Raw genomic sequence first — 23,972 nt, 5'->3', positions numbered from 1 at the left:
GTATTATGCTTGTATACAGAATATTACTTTTATCAATCGTTAGCTTAGCTATTACGAGTTGCTCTTTAGACCTTCCGCCAGAAGACGAGGTGAGCGACCCTAATGCTATTACATCAGTGATTACAGCACAGCGGTCGTTGGCTGCTGCTTATGCCTCGTATAAACCTTATAACGATGCCCTCACGTGGGTAGTGCGTTCAGATGATTTAGAGCCCACCCAATACCTATCGCGTGAGGTAACCCTCAAAAACACTTATGATTGGGCAGAGCGAGAGCTCATTAACCAATCGGAAGATATTTGGAAGAGCTTGTATGCCACTATCGCGCAATGTAATGTGCTTTTAGAACGCATTGACAATGTAAGTCCTATTAGCAGTACCGAAAGAAGAGAATTGCAACAAATCAAGCAACGTGCATCTTACTTGAAAGCGTTGTGTTATTTCGACTTACTGAGAATCTTCTCACCTGCCTTTGGAACAGCTGATGCAGACGCTTATGGTATTTTGGTAAAAAACAAATTTGACCTTACCGAGAACCAAAATAGACTCAATCTCAGTGAATCGGTAGCCACTATTGAGGCTCTGCTCACAACAACTGCTGTTGAAGATACTGATAGCTATTACATTACTCCTGATGTTGCCAAACTCATACAAGCACAATTGGCATTATGGAGTGGCAATAACCAAAAAGCCATTACTCTTGCACAGCCTCTCTATGAAAAATACAAAACAACGATGAGTTCACAATCAGTAGCTTCTGTTTGGTCTAACAATACTTCGCCGTTGCGACTTTTCGCGTTAGATACTAAAAACGTGAGTACTTCTCCTTATTTAGGCTTAGAATACAACGAAAATCTTGGTGACTATTTAGTAGTAGCGCAAACTATCTCATACACTACTGCCGATATACGCAATGAGCTGTATCGCCTTGTTAATCCGTTTGACAATAATACTTTCCTATTAGGTAAATATCGGAAGCAAGTAAAAGCACGTGAGCAAATGCAGTATTATACGGTAGCACGAGCTTCGGAATTAGTCTTTTTACTTGCAGAAGCTTATATCAAACAAGGACAAAAAGATATTGCTTTAAATATCTTGAATGAGTTTTTAACGGTGCGCAGTGCAAACTCTATTAGTACCAATACTACAGATACCGCAACGCTCTTAACTATTATGCTAACTGAAAAACAAAAAGAGTTTGTAGGAGAGCCTATACGTTTTTTTGACTTAAAGCGCAACCAACGCTCTATAAATCGTATGACCTCCTCAGGAAGCTCTATAACTATACCCGCAACCGACCTGCGATGGACATTACCTATCCCTGCCTCCGAAAAACGCTATAATACAGCTATCCTGCAAAACAAAGGATGGAATGTTGCTGAAAGTGCGAAGTTGTAGCACGACAGGCAGGTAGATAAATAAAAGACGAATAAAGAACGGTGCGAGTCGCACGGACAGATAGACAAAAGACGAACAAAAGACGAACAAAACCTCCCCCTATCCCCCTCCTAAGGGGGAACTGTAGCGACGCAAAGATGAACAAATGACGGTGCGAGCCGCACGGACAAAAAAGAATAAACGAAGATTGAGTATAAGATAAATATACAAATTACAAATATTAAATAAGTATTATATATGAAATTTATTAGTAAATTAACGATGGGTATGCTTATTACCCTAAACATTATGAGTTGTTCTAAGAACGATGACCCAGCTCCTCCGTATAGCGGTGAAAACCGTGTGTACATCACTGCTGAAGGCGACAAAACCCTTACAGTGGGAGAGACTAATCAAAAAATTGAAGCTAAAATTTCATTAACTACCAAAGTGAATGCTGATACAGCTCTTCAATTAAAAGCGGTAGATGCACAAGGAAAGGTTAGCAATCTTGTGAGCTTTGCTACCAACCCCGTTACGATTACTAAGGATACCCGTGAAGCCACCTTTGTTATTACTTTAAGTGCTAATGCTTCTGTTAGTGAAGAACAACGCCTAAAAGTAACTTTTGAAAATGTTACAGGGCTCGTAGTACAAGAAGATTTGGCTATAGTGGTAAAACCTACTGTAGCAGTAGCCAATCTAACTCCTGCTCAACGCGCCTTGTTAGACGCTTATAAGGCAAAAGGAATGGATTTATACCCCTTTATGGGAAAAGTAAACGTAAAAACTACCGTTCATAGCTCAGCCGATGGAACAACAGATGCCTTTGCTGCAGCTTTTGACCGCAGTTTTGATGGACAAACCGTGATTACCCTTAGCGAAAGTGCTAACAATAGCTCTCCCGCACTTAAAATGACCAATAACCCTATGGGGCTTACTGAATTTTTGTACTTCTTGCTCAGAAAAAATACTATAGAAGATACTGAATTCTTTACTCAGCAACCCGACCCACAAGCTACAATGGCTCTCATCAACTGGAATAAGGACAGTAAAGAGACTTTTGGGGTTACCTTAGACAACATTAAAATTGGAACTCCTACCAATGGGGTAAGTACCATTGATTTTATTGGCGACGTGAAAAAAGACGACGATACCACTGTAAAAGCAGTGCCTTTTGCAATGGAATACAGCGCTTGGACTCGACTTAAAGATTTGGCTACAAAAGGAAATGCAGAAGCAGGACGTTTACTTACCGTAGATGGCACTTCTAATCCTCAGCACTACATCAACAACGATGGTATCTTAACTGATGAATACGAAGTAGGCAACTGGAAAGCTTCTTCAGGCAGTATTAATTTTACCAAAAGAACAATGACTTTTGAGTTCCTGGTTTATCACACTTATAGCAATGGCTATGTACAAGTAAAAGTAGTTTATACCGCTCAATAATTCAAAAAAAATATTACTTTTGCACCATAAACTTTGTCAAAGCTCGTAGCACGAGAGGCTATTAGGACTTTGACAAAGTCTATTTTTTACTTAACACCTGCTTATATGCCTAAGATTTACCTATATACTTTACTCTTACTGCTTTTTAGTCCGCTATTAGTAGCACAACCTACTGGTCGTATTATTCAACCAATCTCTCTACCTGAAAAAGCTATTCAAGGGACAATTAACAACGAATTCCCGTATGTGATAATGCCTAATGACCAACCTAAAGGAAGGGTTGAAATCCGGTTGTGCCTCAAAGTAGGGTCGTTTCAAGAACAAAAAGGAGAAGAAGGGATTGCCCATTTTTTAGAGCATTTGGCTTTTAGTGGGTCAAAGCATTACCCTAAGGATAGCGCACTCAAATTCTGGGAGAGTCTGGGGGCAAAATATGGTGAAAACATCAATGCCTACACTACCGACGACCGCACTGTGTACAGCATAAGTCTGTCGAACGTAAATGCAGAGCAGGTAGCCAAGACCATTCATATCCTATCCGATTGGTTGTTCAATATGGATATTACTCCAGCAGATGTAGAAAAAGAGCGCAAAATCATCACTCAAGAAATTGCCAGCTACAAGCCTTACAAAGACCTCAACCCCATTATGGTAGGTTATGACGAGCAACTAATGCGCCTACCCATAGGTACTAAAGCTCAAATAGCCAAAGTTACCCCCGAAAAATTGCGGTCTTTTTATGAGAAATGGTATAACCTGCAAAATGCCTCCCTTATTGTAGTAGGTGATATTGACCCACAAGCTACTCAAAAAGCTATAAAAGAATATTTTGGAACACTTGAACAACGAGGAGAAGAAGTGGAGTGGCTGAAGCCTATTTCCTTTCCTAATGAAAAAAAGCTCTCCATTGAAAAAGAAAAGGGCAAGAAAGCCAAGTTATCTTTGTTATATCCTATAGAATATATAGATGCTATTTTTATAGATGGATATACAGAAAGAATAGAAGTCCCCAAAGTAGTATTAGAAATCCTCAACAACCGTTTCAAGGCAAGCAAAGAAGATATACATACCAGTGAGTATTGGTATTTGCGCAAAACGAGTTTTTTGGAAATAGAAATGACCTCTGACGATATAGCACAAACATTGGAAAATACTTTTGCTATTATTGAAGGGTTAAAAAGTACCCTCACACAAGCTGAAGTAGACAAGGCTTTAGAAAAAGTAACTACTGCTATTGAGAAAATACCCACAGAAAGAACCTCAGAAGATTGGGCTCTGAGTTTTATTGACAATTTTATTTTTGGAGAACGCTTTATTTCTCAACCTAAGGACAAGGAAAGGATTATCAAGGAACTGAGAGAAGATTATCAACTCCATCATTGGCAACGTTATTGTGAAAGCATATTGAACTTGAAAGACCCTATTATTATATATACTCCTACCACTAACAAAAAATATACTTACGAGCAGTTTGAGCACATTATCAAAGAGGGAATAGCCCACCCCAATACTACTGTCCCTACTTTTAAAGAGGAAGGAAAGGTTACCTCTGCTACTTTGCCCGAAATATTTACAAAAGAGATTACATACAATCCCAACGACATCAAATCCGAAACTTATTTTAAAGAGATAGGAGTCCACCGTATTGAACTCACTAATGGTGCGACTATTTATCTTAAACCTACGGAAAATGATGAAAAACTAAACGTTAGTTTGCTGTTCAAAGGCGGTTACTCGCTATTGCCAACAAATGAATTTAAACAATACGAAGACATTTTGCAATACGTGCATTTAGGAGGTATTGAATCATTAAAAGGGGAAGCTTATGAAGAACTGCTATACCAAAATAATCTTACCTTTATCATAGGTACAGAAGGCTATCACCACTTGGCAATGGCAACCGCTCCTGTAAACAAAAGCAAAGAGCTATGCAATCTTCTTTACCAAAAGTTGCGCTATCCTGAACGTGCTTATGAAGCCTTTGAGGAGGTGAAGAATGATGAAATACAATCTCTCAACAGCAAAAAGAACAATAAAAAAATAGACCCTCTCAAAGAAATGGCTTTTAAACTGGAAGCTGTAAAAGGCGCTACCTATCCGCTCACTCAGCTCAATAAAACTTCTGATGATGTCCAGAAAATGAACTTAGATACACTTTATAATTATTATCAAAAAAACTTTCTATCTTCTGACGGACTCCTATGCGTAGTAACCGGTAGCTTTAAAATAGAGGATGTAAAAAGAAATTTAGTAGGCACTCTATCTCATTTAACAAAGCAAAATGGATTTTCAGTAGAAGAAAGGGTACAAAATCCTTCCTTTCAGACGTTAAAAGTAACACAAAACAAACGTACTAATTTTAATATCGTATATAAAGATAGTTATCAGAAAAGTTTAAAGGGTGTTTTGTCTATCAAACTGCTACGAGAGCTCTTGCGCAAAGAAGTAATTGCTGAAATACGAGAAAAAAAAGGTTGGGTATACACTCCGTATGTAGAATTAGAGTACTATAGTACCCCCTCCCCTACCTTTGCGCTTATCGTAAGTGGAGAAACTGATGAAAAAAACTTTACTGAGGTAGAAAAAAGCGTTATCAGGATTGTAAATCATCTTGTAAAAGACAAGAAAATAAACCAAAAAGCTCTTTCCGACCTTAAACATTCATTCATCGTGAGCAAAAAAGAATATCTCTCTGATGAAAACGCCTATTACTGGCGCAATTATTTGATAGATTGTTTTAAAAACAATACTTCGTTAGAAGAACTCTCTTCTTATGAAAAAATATTAGAAAGTATTAACTTATTAAACCAATAAAAGGTTAGTGTATTTCTTTATCCATTAATACTTTTCCTTGATAGAGTTTCTTATATCGAATCAGTTTCTCATTTTTGTAATATCCTATATAATAAGCACGCTCTTTACTGTGCGTTTCAGCATCTTTTTGAGTAATTTCATCATATAAATAAGTTGAGTGGGTAGTTTTTTGTTTGTGCTGGTCTGAACAACTTAGGAAATAGCGCACTACTACACCATCTTTGTGAAGATAGAGCTTCTGTCCGCTGGCAGAGATTTCTGCAAAGACTTCTTCCTGCTCAATAGGGGTAATAGGAACCTTCTTTCCAAAAGCAACATCGGATGGGAAGATATATTGAGAGGCAATGTTTATTTCCGAGCCTTTAATTTTGAATACTTTGCGCTCCCAACCATTCCCTAATAAGAAATATTGAAAGCCATCTTTCTCTCCGCAATATTCATAGGTAAGAAATGATTGTAAAGAGAAGGCATCCTTCAGCTTTTCGTACTTCTATTGAATGTTTACAAGAGAACAATGCCAATAGTGAGGCAAATAAAACTTTCTTTTTCATTTAATTTATGTCACTTTTAAAGTTTATACAGTTCATTTTAATCGTTTTTAGAAAGAAAATCAGTCAATAGCTATCCATTTTATAACAAAACTGAACCCTATTATTCATTTTTTAGTATTTTATCACTTAATATTACATTGCCACGACTTAATATTGTGTTGCCTGTACTTCATATTGCTTTCTCCACACTCAATATTGTGTCCCCACGACTTAATATTGTGTTCTCTCGACTTGATATTGTGTTCCCTCGACTTAATATTGTGTTCCCTCGACTTAATATTGCGTTCCCTCGACTCAATATTACTTTCCCACAACTTAATTTTGTGTTCTACAAACTTAATATTGCTTTCTCCGGACTTAATATTGTATTCTACAGACTTAATATTGTATTCTACAGACTTAATATTGGTTTCTACGGACTTAATTTTTCTCTTTTTCTGAAAGTAATGCCATAAAATTTATTATCCCAGAATAGTTCTGTTTGCCTTTCTTCTGTTGAAGGAGGGATACATTGTTCTATGGCTTTTAAATCAACTGTTTTGCCTTCAAAATACGATTTAGAAAAAGTACTTTTCTTGTATTGAGACTCTACGAAGTCGGCCGTTTCGTCGGCAATGAGGAGTTTGCTCCCTGCCTTAGCCACCCTGAGCATTTCACTCATTGCACGGGCTTTGTCGTTGAAAAAGTTAATGCCTCCATTGTGAAAAACAATATCAAAGGTGTTATCAACAAAAGGGAGGTCTTCAGCGGGACATTGTACAAGTGCTAAGTTGGTTTTCTTTTGCCATTTTTTCTTACATCGCTTGAGCATTCCCAGTGAAATATCTGCCCCTACGAGGTCTATTGTTTTCAGGTCAATCCCTTGTGGCAGGTAACGCAAGTCGGCACCTGTACCTATGGAAACATAGAGCACCGAAATATTATTTTGCCACTCCAAACGGCTCATTAATTCAGTGCGGAGGTAGTCGATAGCGTGTCCGTACTTAAATCGTCCTATCCATTTTTCTCCGAAATCATAGAGAAAAGACATCCAATCGTACATTTTCATATACTTTTGGTTATCTCCACTAATGAAATAGTCATTCATACAGCACAAAATACCATTTTCTTGTTTTAAATCTTCTATTTTAATATCGGATTTTAGTTTTTGTGATATATTTGTCATCATATTTATTATAATCAAGATTTACTAAGGATTTTACTTGTGCAATTTGTTCTACCATTGCATCGGTAAGGGCTACATCTTCGTAGTGATGCCCTTTGCAGAAACGCTCCTGAGTTACTTCTCTCAGAGCGTCGTCTAAGGTAATAGTTTTTTATAAGAGTCCATAATAATATGATTGTTATAAGTGCAAAAGTAAACAAAATGTCACTAAAACACAAAAAAATATGAATAGTTCCTTGCTAATACTTAATTATTTGTTACCTTTGCGGGCGTGATGAGTATGAAGATATTAGAAACACCTTATGGAATATGCCATTTGAGCGTTGTTCCTGTACGTTTAGAGCCCTTTGAGGGGGCTGAAATGATTACGCAATTACTCTTCGGCGAGTTGTTGCAAGTAATTGATAAAGAAGAGCATTTTAGCTACGTGCGCTTGCTGTTCGACAATATGGAAGGTTGGGTAGCCAACAGTCAGTTTACTGAAATTTCCGATAAAGATTATAAAAAATGCCTCAAGAAAAAAGAAAAGTACGCACATCGTTGGCTTACAAAACTCCGTTTGAAAACCGGAGACGACCTCTTTCTACACATACCCAAAGGGGCTACTTTTTCCTATAATCATCTTTTGCACACATCACAATCTACCCAAAGAAACCCTCATCAAGGTATTATTCCCACCGCTTTAGAATATTTGAACGCACCTTTCTTAACTGGCGGTAAAACACCTTTCGGGATAGATGCCTCCGGATTAGTGCAAATGGTTTTTAAACTCAATGGCATACACCTACCTCGCACCGCTAAAAAACAGGCTACTTGTGGTGTTTTTCTTAGTTTTATAGAAGAATGCCAAGCAGGTGATTTAGCTTTTTTTGACGACGAAGAAGGCAATATCATTCACGTGGGTATTCTTTTAGGCGACAACAGGATTATTCACTCTTTTGGTAAAGTGCGCATCGACCGCTTAGACCATATCGGTATTTTTAATAGTGAACTGCGCAATTACACTCACCAACTACGACTCCTGCGAAGAATCTCAACGACTGAAAAGTAGTATAAATTCAAGATTCCTACATCTTAGTCTCGTTTATCGTTCATCTGTTCGTGCAGTTCGTACCGTCTTTTGTTCGTCTTTTGTTCGTCTTTTGTTCGTCTTTTTTTTATCTCCCCGTGCGGCTCGCACCGTCTTTTGTTCGTTCATTGTTTATCTGCCTATCTTGCTACTACTACTTCGCGTGTTTTAACAGAAGAAATAAAATATTTAATTTATAATAGTCAATTATGAAAATAGCTTTACTCGGATATGGCAAAATGGGTAAAACCATTGAACAAATAGCCATCGCTCACGGACACGAAATCGTGTTAAAAATAGATAATGCCGAAACTTCTTACGACATTACAATAGCCGATGTGGCTATAGAATTCAGCACTCCCAGCAGTGCCTTTACTAATATTAGCAACTGTCTCACACACAAAGTCCCCGTGATTGCAGGTACTACCGGTTGGTTAGCCCAATACAACGAGGCAGTAGCTTTGTGCCAAAAGCACCAAACCGCTTTTCTCTACGCCTCTAATTTCAGTATAGGGGTAAATGTATTCTTCGCACTGAACAAAAACTTAGCCAAACTGATGGCTAAACTCAAAGACTATGACGTAGCTATCGAAGAAATTCACCACACTCAAAAACTCGATGCACCCAGCGGTACCGCTATAACTTTAGCTGAAGGCATCATCGCTGAAACTGATAAAACCGGTTGGCATTTGGATATAGCAGGCGAGCACGAAATTCCTATCGTAGCCAAACGCATCGATAGTACACCAGGCACTCATATCATCACCTATACCAGTGAGGTAGATACTATTGAAATTAAGCATACAGCTCACAATCGGAAAGGTTTTGCCCTTGGTGCTGTAATGGCAGCCGAATGGATTGTAGGAAAACAAGGCGTATTTACGATGAGTGATGTACTCAACCTTCATTAAGCGTATTTTTTAATCAAAAAAACTGCTTATCTTAAAAAAAGGCATTATATTTGCACCCTCATAACTTACAATTTTAACTCAGAACTCTTAACTAAAAGAATGTATAAAATTATCTTTTCTGATATCGATGGCACTCTATTAAGTGGTTCGCGCACCCTTACGCAAAACACCATTCACGAAGTAAAACAACTGAAAGATAAAATACCTTTCATCTTAGTATCCTCGCGTATGCCTCAGCAAATGTACCACATCCAAAAGGATTTGGGCATTGCAGGCTTACCACTTATCGCCTACAATGGCGGATTAGTGCTCAATGGCGAAAAGGTGCTACACTCTACTACTATCCCCTTTCCTATTTTGGAAGAGGTAGTAGCCCTCAACGAGCAAGAGTTCAACGCACAAATACATATTAGCTTTTACTATAACGATGAGTGGTACGTCCCCGCGAATGATGAGTGGGCACAGCGTGAAGAAACCATCACTAAAGTAACACCTACTGTGAAACCTAATCGCGATGTACTCGCTGAGTGGAAACAAGCAGGACACGGTGCTCACAAGTTAATGTTAATGGGCAAAGAAGAACTCATAGAGCGAATGTTCAAGCTCCTAAACGAGAGATACGCAGGTGTAATGCAAATCTATCGCGGAAAAGAAACCTATATTGAACTATCAGACATCAGTATCTCTAAACTTACAGGTGTAAAAGTAGTTTTAGACGAAATATATCACTTACCTTTGAGTGAAGCACTTGCTTTCGGCGATAACTACAACGATTTAGAGATGCTTGAGGGCGTAGGTTGTGGTGTAGCGGTCGCTAATGCACGCGATGAAGTGAAAGCCGTAGCCAATCACATAACACTTCATCACTCAAAAGATGGTGTAGCAACTTTCTTAAAACAGTTAAGAGAGCAGAAAAGTAATTAACCATTAAACGTTAATCATTTATCAATATGATATATTTATACATTTTAATCATTGCACAGCTCATCAATGGGCTATTTTTTTGGAAAGGATATGAAAAAGCAGGTTACAAAGCGTGGCAAGCCTTTGTACCTTTTTATAATACTGTCATCTTTTTGCGTATCATCTCACGCCCTTGGTGGTGGGTGTTTTTGTTATATTTGCCCGTAATAGGCAATATTATGGTAATCGTGATGACTTACGAATGGTTACACGTGTTTAACTATCGTAAAAAGCGCTATACATTATTATCAGTAATTACTTTAGGACTTTTTGCTGCTTATGTAACCTATCTGCCCTCTACACATTATGTAGGTAAGGATGTAGAAGTTATTAAGAAGAATGTTTCCTCTTGGGTAAGCGCTACTATCTTTGCAGTGGTAGCAGCTTCAGCTATTCACACCTACTTCATACAACCCTATATGATTCCGTCTTCTTCTATGGAGAAAACCCTCTTGGTAGGTGATTTTCTTTTTGTAAGTAAGTTTCATTACGGGGTACGTGTACCTATGACACCCCTATCATTACCTATGGTACACGATTCTATTCCGGTAATAGGGACAAAATCTTATCTCAAGACGCCACAATTACCTTATTTGCGCTTACCCGGTTTACAGAAGGTACAGCGCAATGATATTACAGTATTCAACTGGCCTACTGATACGGTAAGATTCTTCCGTGATAACTCAAACATACACATAGATAAGCCTATTGATAAAAAGTCTAACTATGTAAAACGTACAGTAGCTATCCCTAATGATGTATTAGAGATTAAAAATGGCGATGTTTGGATTAACGGTAAAAAAGAGATTTATCCGGTGCGTGCTAAGTTACAAACTTCTTATTTAGTAGTTACACAACCTAATTTATTTAGTCACCCCGATGAGTTTAGAATAGCGATGTATCAACAGTATGGCGTAACTGACCCCGCTTATCTTATCAATAACGATACGTATATTTTTACTTCCCTTACTGAGGAAGTAGCTAAAGCATTAGAAACGAATCCAAGCATTGTATCTGTTACACGCAATGTAAATAAAGCAGGAGTATATAATCCTACTATTTTTCCTCACAGCCCTACTTTTGCTTGGAATGAAGACAACTATGGACCTATTACCATTCCTGCTAAGGGAAAAAGTATAACCCTTACCTCTGAAAATTTACCTTTGTACAAACGTATTATCAGTGAGTATGAAAAGAACTCATTAGAAGTAAGAGGCAATGAGATTTACATCAACGGACAGAAAGCTAATAGCTATACTTTTAAGCAAGACTATTATTGGATGATGGGGGATAACCGTCATAACTCCGAAGACAGTCGATTTTGGGGATTTGTACCCGAAGACCACGTGCTCGGCAAGCCTGTACTTATTTGGATGAGTTTAGACAGTAATGCTTCAGGATTTAACAAAGTACGTTGGCAACGCTTATTCACTACCGTAAATGGTGAGGGTGAACCTGTATCTTACCGTTATATCGTTTTTGGGTTACTTGGTTTGTGGTTAGTGTATAGTTTGGTGAAAAAGAAAAAAGTAAAAGAATAAATGGTAGAGCAGGTATTATTACATCCCACATATTTTCCTTCTATTGCCCAATTTCATTTGATATTGAACCACCCGTGCGTATTAGAAGTATCAGATAACTATCAGAAACAGACCTTGCGCAATCGTGCTTATATTTACGGAGCTAATGGCAAACAAGCACTCAATTTACCTATCAAACACGTAGGAGGAAATACTGGCAGACAGCTTTTCAAAGATGTGAAAGTAGAGAATGGATTTCCGTGGCAACGGTTACACTGGAAAAGTTTAGAAACAGCCTATCGTACTTCGCCTTATTTTGAGTATTACGAGGATGATTTGATACGCATTTTTGAAAAACAATACATTTACCTGCTTGATGTAAATATCGACACAATTGAAACTGTTTTAGCGTGCTTATTGGTACATATTAACTTTGATAAGACAAAAATGTATGAAGCCGAGCCTCAAGGAGTAAAAGACTACCGCTTTTTGAGTAGTGCCAAAAAGGAGTATCCTGTAACAATGCCTCCTTATCACCAGATATTTTCAGATAAATATGGGTTTATTCCTAATTTATCAATATTAGACTTGCTTTTTCACGAAGGTCCTAATGCACAAGAGTACTTAACGAAAGTAGAAGTTTAGTGTAACAAAATGTGTAAATACACAACACAAACGTATAATTACACAATAAAAAAAGAAAATTACGAAAAAAGTAACTGCTATTTTATCATAAAATATGCACTTATAATCAGCTACTTATAAAATGTAGCATAAAGAGATATTTCTTTTGGCACAAAATTTTCAATATATTGGACAAAGATTGCTAAAAGAAACATTGTTAAAACAAGAATTAGAAAAAGCATTATCATTAAAACTATCAAATTTAAAAACAAAATCTTATGTGAAAAACTTTATTGCTTAAAAGTAAGTAATAGAGATTTCTAAAACTGAAAAATTTTCTTCATTTTTGGAGTTAGTAGTAGTATTTATATGCATTGTGAAAAAGGCTCTCTAAGAAATTAGAGAGCTTTTTTTATCTTATATTTAAACTATTGCTAACTTCCTTCTTTATATAAACACTCATAATTAAATATTTTCTTTGATTAATTTGGCAATTCAAAAAAGTTGTGATACTTTTGTACTCCAATTTAACACCAATTCATTTATGAAAAAAATCGTACTCTTCTGTGGCATTCTCTTATATGCTACAACGGTTTTTGCGCAAAGCAAACCTAATATTGTTCTGATCGTTTCCGACGACCATTCGTATCAAACCATTGGCGCTTACAACAAGGGTGCTACTGATGCTACACCTGCTATTGATAAGCTTGCCGAACAAGGCGTAAGGTTCAACAAGGCTTTTGTAACCAACTCTATTTGTGGCCCCAGTCGCGCCTGTATCCTTACGGGGAAGTATAGCCATAAAAACGGTTTTATGGACAATGAGACTTCTCATTACAACTCCTCTCAACAGCAGTTTGTGAACCTTTTGCAACAAGGAGGCTACCAAACAGCTTGGGTAGGTAAATATCACTTGGGCGATGACCCTAAGGGATTTGACTTCTTCAAAATTCTTGTAGATCAAGGAAAATACTTCAACCCTGACTTTATCATCGAGGGCAAACAGCGCGTACACGAACAGGGCTATGTGAGCAATATCATTGAAGATGAAGCTGAAAAATGGCTCGATCGTCGCGATCCTAACAAACCTTTTTGCTTGGTAGTGGGACACAAAGCGGTACACCGCACTTGGATGCCCGATTTGCCTGAACTTGGTGCCTACGAACACGTGAATTTCCCTTTACCCGATACTTTTTTTGACGATTACGCCACCCGCAAGCCAGCGAGTTTGCAGGAAATGGAAATTGGTAAAGATATGATGATGGGCTACGACCTCAAAATGTTCAAAGATGAGAGAGAAGAGGTGAAAGATGCTAACTTCTCGCGTATGACAGCTACTCAATTGGCGCATTACAACGATTTCTACAACCCTATCCGTCAGCAGTATTTCAGTGCAAATCTTAAAGGTAAAGAGTTAGCCCAGTGGAAATTCCAACGCTATATGCGCGATTATCTCTCGACCGTAAAATCGATGGACAAGAACATTCAGCGAATGCTGGATTACTTGGAAAAACACAACTTGAAAGACAATACTGTCATCATTTATATGTCCGATCAAGGTTTCCATATGGGCGAACACGGTTGGTTTGACAAGCGCTGGATGTACGAAGAATCCTTCCGCACTCCTATGATCGTGTCCTACCCTAAGCTCTTCCCTAAAGGTACTACCAATGACGATTTCGTATTGAATATTGATTTAGCACCTACTTTCTTAGCATTGGCAGGTTTGCCTATTCCTGCAGATATACAAGGCAAATCATTCTTACCTCTCTTTGCCAAAAAAGCTAAGCCCATTCGCAAGCAGTTGTTTTATCACTATTACGAGAATGGCGAGCACGCAGTGTCGCCTCATTTTGGCGTTCGCACCAGTAAGTATAAGCTCATTCGGTACTACAAACGTGTGAACACTTGGGAACTTTTTGATTTACAAAAAGACCCTAAAGAGCTCAACAATGTTTATGGCAAAAAAGGCTATGAGAAGATTACCAAACAGCTAAAAGATTTACTCCTCAAAGAAATCCGTGACAAACAAGACGATATAGCGGAAAAAATAATTAACCAATTAGATAATTAGCCAATTTGTCAATCACATACTTTGTCAAAGTCCTTGGACTTTGACAAAGTCTATTGTTCTAATAATCAATTCTATGAAAAACTTTTTATACCTTATATCACTCCTCCTATCGGTAGCCTCCTACGCCCAGCACTTAAATTCCATTTTTGAAAATCCAGCAGTGCAGGAAATCAATCGTATGCCTATGCGTGCTTCCTATTTTCCGTTTGAAAATACGGCTAAAGCTCAAAATGCTACTTACGAACAATCAGCGCGTTTCCTCAATCTCAACGGACAATGGTCGTTTCTCTGGAAAGAGGACTACAAGCAGTTGCCTAAGGATTTTTACAAAACTGACTTTAAAGAAACTCAATGGACGAAAATTCCTGTGCCTGCCAATTGGGAGATGCAGGGCTATGGCATTCCTATCTATGTGAATGCTTCCTATGAGTTTAACCAAAAGAACCCTACCCCTCCTGATATCCCCGACTCGCTTCAGCAAAACGCGGGACTCTATCGCAAAACTTTTGACTTGCCCACCTCTTGGCAGGGTGAAAAAGTGTACCTGCATTTGGGAGCGGTGAAATCGGCGTTTAAATTGTATATAAACGGCAAGTTTGTGGGCGTTGGCAAGGATAGCAAGTTGGCTTCTGAATTTGATATTACGCCTTATATCACTCAAGGGAAGAACCTCATTGCTATGGAAGTGCGTCGCTGGACGGATGCGAGCTACCTCGAATGCCAAGATATGTGGCGATTTTCGGGTATTTCCCGCGATTGCTACCTCTATATGCGCCCTAAAGTGCACCTCTACGACCTGACTATCAGCGCAGGACTTGATAAGAATTACACCAATGGCAAATTCTCAGCTTTGGCCGAAGTGTGGAATGAAACACCTCAGGACGCTTCCAAATATCGCGTAGAAGTAAGCGTGTTCGACAACGACCGACTGCTTTACCAAGAGCAAAAAGCGACTATAGGACTCAAAAGAGCTCACGGTAAAACCGAATTGCAATTCGTAGCTCAGCTGCCACAGGTAAAGGCGTGGAGTGCCGAAACACCTTATTTGTACCGCTTGCAACTCGTGTTGTACAATGCCGAGGGCAAAGTACAGGAAGTAATAAACCGCCCTATTGGCTTCAGAACTGTTGAGATAGAGGGAAGTAACATTTTGGTAAATGGCAAACGCGTACTTTTTAAAGGGGTGAACCGCCACGAAACCGACCCACATACGGGGCAAGTGGTGAGCCGTGAAACGATGGAAAACGATGTGAAGCAAATGAAATCCCTCAATTTCAACGCTGTGCGTACTTCTCATTATCCTAATGATCCTTATTTCTACGACCTTTGCGACAAATATGGTCTCTATGTGATGGACGAGGCAAATATTGAAAGTCACGGAATGCACTACGCAGTAGACAAGACTTTAGGCAATGATCCTGCTTGGGAGTACGCTCACTTGTTGCGTATGGAACGTATGGTAAAGCGCGATAAGAACCACCCATCGGTATTGTTTTGGAGTATGGGTAACGAGTCGGGGAATGGTTGGAACTTTTACAAAGGGTACCAACATCTCAAAGGCTTAGACCCTTCACGTCCTATCCACTATGAATTAGCACATTACGATTGGAATACCGATATAGAATCGCGTATGTACCGCCGCATTCCTTTCCTCATTGATTATGCCTTCAGCCATCACACCAAACCTTTCTTGCAATGTGAATATGCGCACGCAATGGGCAATAGTGTGGGCAATTTTCAGGAATATTGGGATGTGTACGAACATTACCCCAAACTACAAGGCGGTTTTATTTGGGATTTTATCGATCAAGGGCTTTACAAAACACTGCCTAACGGTAAAAAAATATTGGCTTATGGGGGTGATTACGGTGATAAAAATACTCCTTCCGACAATAATTTTCTCATCAATGGGGTGATTGCTTCCGATAGGAGTTGGCACCCACACGCCTACGAAGTGCGCAAAGTACAACAGGAAATAGGTTTCCAATACCAAAATGACCAATTGAGATTGCGCAACAAACATTTCTTTAAAGATTTGTCAAATTACGAGGTAGTTTGGCAATTGCTCAAAAATGGGCTAACAGTACAAAATGGGGTGATTAGCAATTTGGTAGTCTTACCACAGAGTGAAGCTGTTCTTTCTTTACCTACCCTCAAAACTGATGCACAAGCTGAATATATCTTGCAGTGTACCGCTCGCCTCAAGCAAGATGAGGGACTGCTCAAAAAAGGTACAGAGCTCGCTTTCGCCGAATTTCCTCTCACAGCCTATCAACCTCAAAAATCTCTTGTTGATACTACGCCTATTACAATAGAAGAAAACACTAACCGAATAGTTTTGCACAACAAGCATTACAAGGCTAAAATAGATAAAAAAGCAGGCAAGTGGGTATCGTTTGAAGTGAAGAATGATGAGCTTTTTGCTCCTGAGGGCTTGGAAGTGAACTTGTGGCGCCCTGGCACCGATAACGATTTTGGAGCTGGCTTGCCTAAAAAATTACAACACCTGCAAAATGCCGATAAGAAAGCAGATAGCCTGCGCGTATCGGTGACAAAACTCAATACAGGGCAGGTGAAAGTAACCATACAAAAGCGATTAATAGAAGGCTCTATTGATTACACACAAGAATTGCTTTTTAGCGGGAAACCTACCGTAACGGTGAACAATACCTTCAAACCGCTAAAGAGTGATAAAACCCTTGCGTTTAAAATAGGCAATCATCTTACCTTGCGACCTTTTGAGCGCTTGCAATGGTATGGTCGTGGCCCTTGGGAAAGCTATTGGGATAGAAAAACATCAGCGATGGTAGGCTTGTACGAAGGAAGTATAGTTGAACAGTATCACCCTTATGTGCGTCCGCAAGAAAATGGTAATAAGAGTGATGTACGCTGGGCAAAACTCAGTAAGAAGAAAGGAGTGAGCCTTGAGATTTATAGCAACGGCACTTTGCTGAATGTGAACGCCTCGCCTTATAGTCCGTCGCAACTATTCCCTGGGGTAGAAAAAGGGCAAACTCACGCAGGTGAACTCACGCCTTCGCCTTATACTCATTTAGATATTGATTTGCAACAGTTAGGCTTAGGAGGTGATAACAGTTGGGGCAACTTGCCAATGGAGCAATATTTGCTCTATTTGTATCAACCTTATAGTTATAGCTATAGGTTAGAAGCTTTTTAACACCATATTCTTATATAAGTAAGCACAGACTTCTTAATAAATTCAAGTTGTCTGTGCTTCTGTTAAAACTCTTATAAAAAATCTTTATCCTTCTAAAATATATCCAATGTTCTTTCTTCTTCAAATCCATCAGGAAGCGTAAATACAACAGTATAGCGACCTTTAGGTAGATATATTTTCCCATCAGTAGCGGTAGGTAAGAATATCTTTTGAAGACTCTTCTCATAGGCTGTCTTCCCTGCATAAGACATCGTCAAGTCATAAGGTATATAGTTAAACCCAATATTTGTCTTATAAGTAAATGTCTGTAAAGTAACACGCCCTTTCATAACTTTTACAGGTATTGATAAATTTTCCTTAGATGCAAATGCATAAAAATACACATTAGGCTTCATTGGTTCTTCCCATTCACTATTAGCATTTCCCCAATTAGGAGAATAAGAAAGCGTAATAGGTGTTTCAAGTGGATAAAAATCTTGTGAGCTAATTGCTACTCTCAGCTCTTGCATCATCTTCACCGAAGTGCGAAAAATACCACACCCTAACGTTGATACCGTCATTTCTCCATTGGTTTCATCTATATAAATATCATACACACCAGTTTCAGGTAATCCTTTGCTGAAAGGTTGCCAACTCTCACCTAAGTTAAACGAAATATACAAACCGTTATCAGTACCCACATAAAGTATCTGTTCGTTTTTAGGATCTTCTTTGAGTACATTCACCTTTGCATCAGGTAGGTTAGAATGGATATCCGTCCAGCTCTTGCCATTGTCGTTGCTCATAAAAATAATAGGGTCGCCATTGCTTTCATCAGTGCTAATAAGGGTCGCCAACACACGGTTTCGCTGGTGTTTAGAAGCAATGAGATTATTCACTTTCAGCGGACGTGGAAAAGCATTGTATATCTGTTTCCAAGATACCCCACCATTATCACTGGTGTAAATCATACCGTCATCACTACCCGTGTAGAGCAAACCGAACATAAAAGGCGATTCAGCTATAGCCGAAATCGTTCCATACGCCCTATTGCCCTGCTTGTTACCGTTGGTTACATCGTCCGAAATGGTGCGCCAATTTCTCCCTTTGTCCATCGAGATATGCAACTTATTGCTACCTATGTAAATGATATCTTTATTTTGAAGAGAGATCAGTAATGGCGCATTTTCACCAAAACGCAACGGAGCTTTGTTCTCACCGTAATAAGCACTTCCCAAAGGAAAAAGCTGGTCTCTATCAGGCAAAAAAGTAAAAAACTTGCCATAAGACTCTGCTGCATAACCATCATTGCCAAACGATAGCGAATGAATGGTTTTTCTAAAAGTATTCCAATGACTATTGTTTTGTGCTAACACCGCCTGTTCACTTACGTAATAAGGTGTTTTGTTAGCTTTATCATAACACAACTGACTGAAAGCCATTGCTTGGGGCACATTCTTAAGCGCAAAACTTTTGCCATTATCATAAGAGAGTTGCAAGCCATTCAGAGTGGTGCAAAACAATGTCCCCTGCTGCAAGTAAAGTTGTTCATAACTGTTCTGTAAGGATATAGGTTGCTTGCTTTTCCACGTTCTGCCCCCATCGGTAGATTCCAATAACGGATAACCTCCAATAAATAGATGATTCTTATTACTAAGGTCTACCGCAATCCCCCCAAAACGCTCCCCATTTTGGTAATAAACATCGTTTAGCGGTTGGTTGTTAGTCTTTTGCCAAGAGTTACCTCCGTCATTAGTAACATAAACTTCAGCACCCACAACTTCCTGAGCACTTACACCTAAATAACTGAGAAGCTTGGCTGGTGAAGTAACATCAGCAACTATCATATCTTTAAGATTCTGAGCCGTATATTTCTCATCCTGACCAATATTATGCAAAAACACATTCAAACGGTTGTTATCCAAACTGAGAAAATCAGCTTTGCTCATCGCATCAAAATCTTGAGCAGAAAGATGAATGCGCACTACTTTCTGTACACTGTTGGTACTCTCCTTTTTCTTAGGAGTACGATTATCCACCACTGCATAGTAAGTTTGTGTATTAAAACAACTCACCCCTATTTTACCAATGTTATTCCCTTTTAAAAAACCGTTATTCAATGTAATTTTAGTCCACGTATTCCCCTTATCGGCACTCTTGTAAATTGCACTATTACTACCGTAAGGCGCACTGTCCCACTGACTGTTATTCACTTCCCACGCTACAGCCAAAAGCATTGTTCCATCAGGTGAAGCTGTAATTTGAGTAATACCCGCACGAGTGCTCACAAATAACTTTTGTTGCCACGTTCTACCCCCATCAGTAGTCTTGAATACACCTCGCTTTTCGTCAGCCTTATAAGGGTTTCCTAATACTCCTACAATAAGCTCTTGAGGGTTAGTAGGATTGATATACAAGCTACTAATATGCTGTGTCCCTGCCAATCCCTTAAAGTTTGTCGTCTTGCCTTTATCTGTAGAAACAAATACACCATAAGAAGTCCCAACTACTAAAGTACCCGATTGCCAATCCATCGCCAAAGCTGTAATGCTCTGCGTAGGAAGCGTCAAGCATAGTGCTTGGTAAGTTTCCCCTCCGTTTTGGGTAAGCCATACCCCTCCGTTTTTAGGAGCAACTATAAACTCATTACTGTTCTTAGGGTTCACACTCAGCGCACTGATGCGATTACCTATTTCTTTTACTATCACCTGTTCAAAAGGCGTTTCACGTACCCACGAGCGCGCTTTAAGCTCCTCTTTCTGACGTAAAGAGAGTGGCAACAACTCTTGCGCTGTGACAATAGTCGTAGTGATTAATAAAAATAATATAAAAGTAAAGATTTTGTTTTTCATATTTATTTGCAGAAATATCTTTAAGTCGTTGTTTTAGGGGGCAAAAATACAACAATTTATTGAAATGAGCTAATACGTTATGAAATATTTATCCGAATTATCCTTCATCTCACTTTCAATCTTACCTTTTTTCAATCTATTTTACATCACTACATTCCTCTTTTGGAGGTTGTCCGCGAGAGCGGAGTAAGTGAATAGGGGCAGGTTTCCACCACTTTCCCACTACTTTTCCGTCACTACAATTCCCCCTCGGGGAGGGGGTTAGGGGGAGGTTTTCACTATTTTTCCTTCATTTTTCCGGCGCAATTCTCTCCCTCTCCTTGGGAGAGGGCTGGGGTGAGGATTCCCTTTCTTTCGCCTCGAAACTCCATTATCAGCATTATTAGCATTGTTGTATTACAGTATTAATCAATCACTTATACGCCCTTTGTATAACAATCGTCCAAGATTCGTTTAAGGTTCGTATAAGCTTTCTATAAGCTAAGCATACCCTTCCAACAGCCTTTTCTCACCAAAATCACCCTCACCTCTCTTTTGATTTCCTCCGTTTACTTCCGCTCCCCCCTTATCTGTTAATTCACCGCCCTACATCAAACTCAGAAAGTAAGTCCTAAACTAAATTGATAGAAGGTATTCGTTTTTTGACCAGTAAAAACTTCTATTTCACTGTTGAAACCTACAAAGTAACTCAATGAAGACGATAGCTGGTAGTGGTATTGAAGGTTTACCCCAAAGCGTTGATAATCCGAAGCGAGAAAACGGGCATTATGCGCAAGCATTTCGCTAAGTGCTACTTCATCGCTATCATTGCGTAATAAGTAACTTTCGCTAAGCGTCTTGCGATATCTATACTGCAAGCCTGCCTGCCCTATACTCTTCCTCCCTAAACAGGTGGTCACACTCATCGCCATTCCAGCATTCGCGTAATCAAAATGCTGAAAACTGCGCACCAAAGTATAATCCTCACGATAAGTTTCATAACTCACATAAGGCGCTATGCGATACAGTCCTCCTTTATCCCAACTAAAAAGCGCTCCTAACTCATATCGCTCATTTTTGAAAGTATAGTTTTTGTTCCTTGCAATAACTTCAGTCCAATTGCTATTGCGCCCTGAAAGAATAGGTTCTACGCCCTTTTTGCTTTGCTGATAATACCCCAATTTAAGTCCATAGTGGTAGTGAGCACAACTGAACAATTTGGTTAGTTCAGCATTGAGTGTACTATTAGTAAGGGTTGCCGCTATCACCCCATTATCTTCGGTCATATATTTCTCAATCCTCAGTTGCTGATAATCTCCTGTAAGAAAAAGATTCCCTTTCCGGCTGATAGTCATTCCCCCGCCATAAGCATAACCTTCGTAAAAAGCCCTCAGTTTAGTGCCTTTTAGCAGGTGGTTGTAATACCCCAAACCATTAAGGTGATACACCGACGGCATTCCTAATTCATTAAAAAACTTCAGTTCGTTTGATTGGGTATACTTTTGGAAAGCCCCATAAACTCCGGTTTGCCACTCCCCTACTCTCCACAAAAAACCCGACCGCAACCGCAAATTGGAAGTAATGTCCTTAGGGCGCGGGTCTTTATCTCTGCTTGCCAATTCCGCTTGGTAATCTATGGTGATACCCCAGTGTAGTCGGTGCCATTGCTTAGCAAAGCCCCCTTTAAAGGCGTATTGCTCACTATGCAAGTCACCTCCTATTGTATCAGCAGTGAAGTAAGGGTACAGCAAATTAGCATCTACCGACTCATTCCAACGAATATGCTTCAAGTCGCGGTTTTTGTACGAAGCATCCCCCCAAAGCGTACGAGTGCTATCACAAGGGAAATAAGAACTCGCCTTTACTGAAAAAGCCCTATGTCCTTCAGGATACTGCTGGGCATAAGCCTCTTTATCGCTACCTTCATAAGCTGTTTGCACCGATGAAAAGCGATACTTCCCCCATTCAGGCATCGCAGCCGGATTTCCAAAATAAGCCTCATAAAAGTGCTGAGCACTTTGTTGCTCTTTAAGTTTCAGCAGAAGGGTATCAGCATTCTCTTGTCCCCAACCAATCATCTGGCAGAGAAAAAAGAAAAGTAATATGTTAAATTGGCGAAGTGTTATCAATTTTAGTTCTTTGATTTATTGATAAAAAGCATTACAAACTTTGCCAAAGTTTTGAACTTTGGCAAAGTGGGTAACGCAAAATCGACTTTTCACTCATCACTTTTTAAGTGTGGGTGAGGTAATTTCAAAGTCGTCGGTAGAGTTGTTCGTATCTTTGAATATGGTTTTGCCATTGTTTTCTGAAAGCACTTTACGACGCACTGATTTACCATAACGGGTTTTATCACTTGCTACAGTAGCTATATAAGTATAACCAGCGTCTATAGAAGGGTCTGTTATTATCCACTGAAAAGTGCTTTTTACACTTGAATTAACGGCATCAATAATCCATTCATTAGGAATTTTGTAAGCTGAATTAGTCTTTACACTTACTCCAGTATTCCAACTAAACTCATACTTATAGTCATTTAAGAAATTATCTTTTGTAATGCCTTGAGGCAAACGTGCAATTACATAACTTCTACGTCCTTGGTTGTCAAAAATAATGTTGTCATATAAATTTATCACGTTGGGCACAGAGGGAGAATCTACTCTGTAACTAAGACCTGATCCTATCTCAAAATCAGCTTTTGATAAGTCAATGGCATTAGGATTGCTTTCTTTGTGATTAATTCCTTGGTCAGCAATTACAATAGATGCACCAGGTTGCACTGGATATTGAGTACCATTGCCAGGTATTTGAATAATGCCTATGGCTGTAAAAGCTTCTTTCATAATATCAGGCGTATACTCTTGCTTATTAGGTGTAGTAAACTGAGATTCAGCAATAATAAGCCCGTCGGCATATAGTACTCTATCAGTATTGTTGTAGATTTTGAAATACTTATCCCCATTATATTGTTTTCCTTGTGGAGTGAGATTACCTGTAAAGAATATTTCTTCAATAACAAAATCATCTCTAAACACTTTAAAGGTCAAAGGGGCTGCTTGTGTTACAGGAGCTGTAACATCTATCTTATTAATAAAAAGAGCTACCTGATCTTGTTTGCTTTCACCTTTAAAAGTGTAAGTAACTTGCCCTTTGGCACTTACTTCATAGCTACCCGCAGGTAGTTGCAATAACACTTCTTTTTTGCTAAGGTCAGTGAATGTTCGCTCTGTCTTCTCTTTTCGGTTCAGCTCAGTAGCTGTAACGTTCACATTACCACCTGTAATGGTTACTCCTTCAGGTAATTGTAACTGAAGGGTTACATTATAAGTTTGCTGTAAGTTATTGGGTTCATCGTCTTTCTTACAAGCATTCAAAAGCACTAAACCAAGTGCTAATACTAAAAGTTGTTTTAAATATTTCATAATATGTTTAATTAATTTGATAATTTCCTAATACCCAACTCAA

15 protein-coding genes and 1 pseudogene are annotated in these 23,972 nt (G+C 39.0%); 10 read left to right on the top strand and 6 right to left on the bottom strand.

Annotation, left to right across the window (positions count from 1 at the left end; genetic code table 11):
* Positions 1-5: 5 nt before the first annotated feature.
* The 3 genes from RCZ04_RS06385 (at position 6) to RCZ04_RS06375 (ending at position 5,642) form a co-directional block, all read left to right on the top strand.
* Positions 6-1,397 carry a RagB/SusD family nutrient uptake outer membrane protein gene (locus RCZ04_RS06385; protein WP_460485154.1) on the top strand — a complete coding sequence of 464 codons (1,392 nt, stop codon included), beginning with the start codon at positions 6-8 and terminating at the stop codon, positions 1,395-1,397.
* 237 nt (positions 1,398-1,634) lie between these two features.
* Complete coding sequence (locus RCZ04_RS06380) at positions 1,635-2,828, top strand: DUF4929 family protein (protein WP_460485153.1); 1,194 nt, start codon at positions 1,635-1,637, stop codon at positions 2,826-2,828.
* A gap of 105 nt (positions 2,829-2,933) precedes the next feature.
* Complete coding sequence (locus RCZ04_RS06375; RefSeq protein ID WP_460485152.1) at positions 2,934-5,642, top strand: M16 family metallopeptidase; 2,709 nt, start codon at positions 2,934-2,936, stop codon at positions 5,640-5,642.
* Positions 5,643-5,646: 4 nt separating this feature from the next.
* Here RCZ04_RS06375 and RCZ04_RS06370 read toward each other — a convergent pair whose 3' ends face one another.
* The 3 genes and pseudogenes from RCZ04_RS06370 to RCZ04_RS06360 all read right to left on the bottom strand — a co-directional run.
* Positions 5,647-5,850, bottom strand: coding sequence for a hypothetical protein (locus RCZ04_RS06370; RefSeq protein ID WP_460485151.1), 204 nt, complete (start codon positions 5,848-5,850; stop codon positions 5,647-5,649).
* 755 nt (positions 5,851-6,605) lie between these two features.
* Positions 6,606-7,361, bottom strand: a complete 756-nt coding sequence (locus tag RCZ04_RS06365; protein WP_460485150.1) for a class I SAM-dependent methyltransferase — start codon at positions 7,359-7,361, stop codon at positions 6,606-6,608.
* A pseudogene (locus RCZ04_RS06360) lies at positions 7,324-7,503 on the bottom strand (NTF2 fold immunity protein); the annotation flags it as partial. The gene RCZ04_RS06365 and the pseudogene RCZ04_RS06360, both read right to left, overlap by 38 nt.
* A 129-nt stretch (positions 7,504-7,632) precedes the next feature.
* Here RCZ04_RS06360 and RCZ04_RS06355 point away from each other — a divergent pair.
* The 7 genes from RCZ04_RS06355 (at position 7,633) to lacZ (ending at position 17,697) form a co-directional block, all read left to right on the top strand.
* Positions 7,633-8,409, top strand: a complete 777-nt coding sequence (locus RCZ04_RS06355; protein ID WP_460485149.1) for a C40 family peptidase — start codon at positions 7,633-7,635, stop codon at positions 8,407-8,409.
* Positions 8,410-8,636: 227 nt separating this feature from the next.
* A complete protein-coding gene (dapB, locus tag RCZ04_RS06350; RefSeq protein ID WP_460485148.1) occupies positions 8,637-9,338 on the top strand; it encodes a 4-hydroxy-tetrahydrodipicolinate reductase in 702 nt (233 codons plus the stop codon).
* Positions 9,339-9,437: 99 nt separating this feature from the next.
* Positions 9,438-10,262: an HAD family hydrolase gene (locus RCZ04_RS06345; protein ID WP_460485147.1), complete on the top strand. Its 825-nt coding sequence runs from the start codon at positions 9,438-9,440 to the stop codon at positions 10,260-10,262.
* A gap of 26 nt (positions 10,263-10,288) precedes the next feature.
* Positions 10,289-11,842 carry a signal peptidase I gene (gene lepB / locus RCZ04_RS06340; protein ID WP_460485146.1) on the top strand — a complete coding sequence of 518 codons (1,554 nt, stop codon included), beginning with the start codon at positions 10,289-10,291 and terminating at the stop codon, positions 11,840-11,842.
* A complete protein-coding gene (locus tag RCZ04_RS06335; protein ID WP_460485145.1) occupies positions 11,843-12,466 on the top strand; it encodes a WbqC family protein in 624 nt (207 codons plus the stop codon). It begins immediately after the preceding gene.
* A 523-nt stretch (positions 12,467-12,989) separates the two neighbouring features.
* Positions 12,990-14,519 carry a sulfatase family protein gene (locus RCZ04_RS06330; protein WP_460485144.1) on the top strand — a complete coding sequence of 510 codons (1,530 nt, stop codon included), beginning with the start codon at positions 12,990-12,992 and terminating at the stop codon, positions 14,517-14,519.
* A 73-nt stretch (positions 14,520-14,592) separates the two neighbouring features.
* Positions 14,593-17,697 (top strand): beta-galactosidase, LacZ type, encoded by a 3,105-nt coding sequence (gene lacZ, locus RCZ04_RS06325; protein WP_460485143.1) that lies wholly within the window; start codon positions 14,593-14,595, stop codon positions 17,695-17,697.
* A gap of 92 nt (positions 17,698-17,789) precedes the next feature.
* Here the strand turns inward: lacZ and RCZ04_RS06320 are convergent, their stop codons facing one another.
* The 3 genes from RCZ04_RS06320 to RCZ04_RS06310 form a co-directional block, all read right to left on the bottom strand.
* Positions 17,790-20,528 (bottom strand): beta propeller repeat protein, encoded by a 2,739-nt coding sequence (locus RCZ04_RS06320; protein WP_460485142.1) that lies wholly within the window; start codon positions 20,526-20,528, stop codon positions 17,790-17,792.
* Between the two features lie 596 nt (positions 20,529-21,124).
* Complete coding sequence (locus RCZ04_RS06315) at positions 21,125-22,585, bottom strand: DUF6850 family outer membrane beta-barrel protein (protein ID WP_460485141.1); 1,461 nt, start codon at positions 22,583-22,585, stop codon at positions 21,125-21,127.
* Positions 22,586-22,732: 147 nt separating this feature from the next.
* Complete coding sequence (locus tag RCZ04_RS06310; protein WP_460485140.1) at positions 22,733-23,929, bottom strand: DUF4876 domain-containing protein; 1,197 nt, start codon at positions 23,927-23,929, stop codon at positions 22,733-22,735.
* Positions 23,930-23,972 lie beyond the last annotated feature (43 nt).

Source organism: Capnocytophaga sp. HP1101, from assembly GCF_054772415.1.
This window is presented reverse-complemented; position numbering and strand designations above follow the sequence as displayed.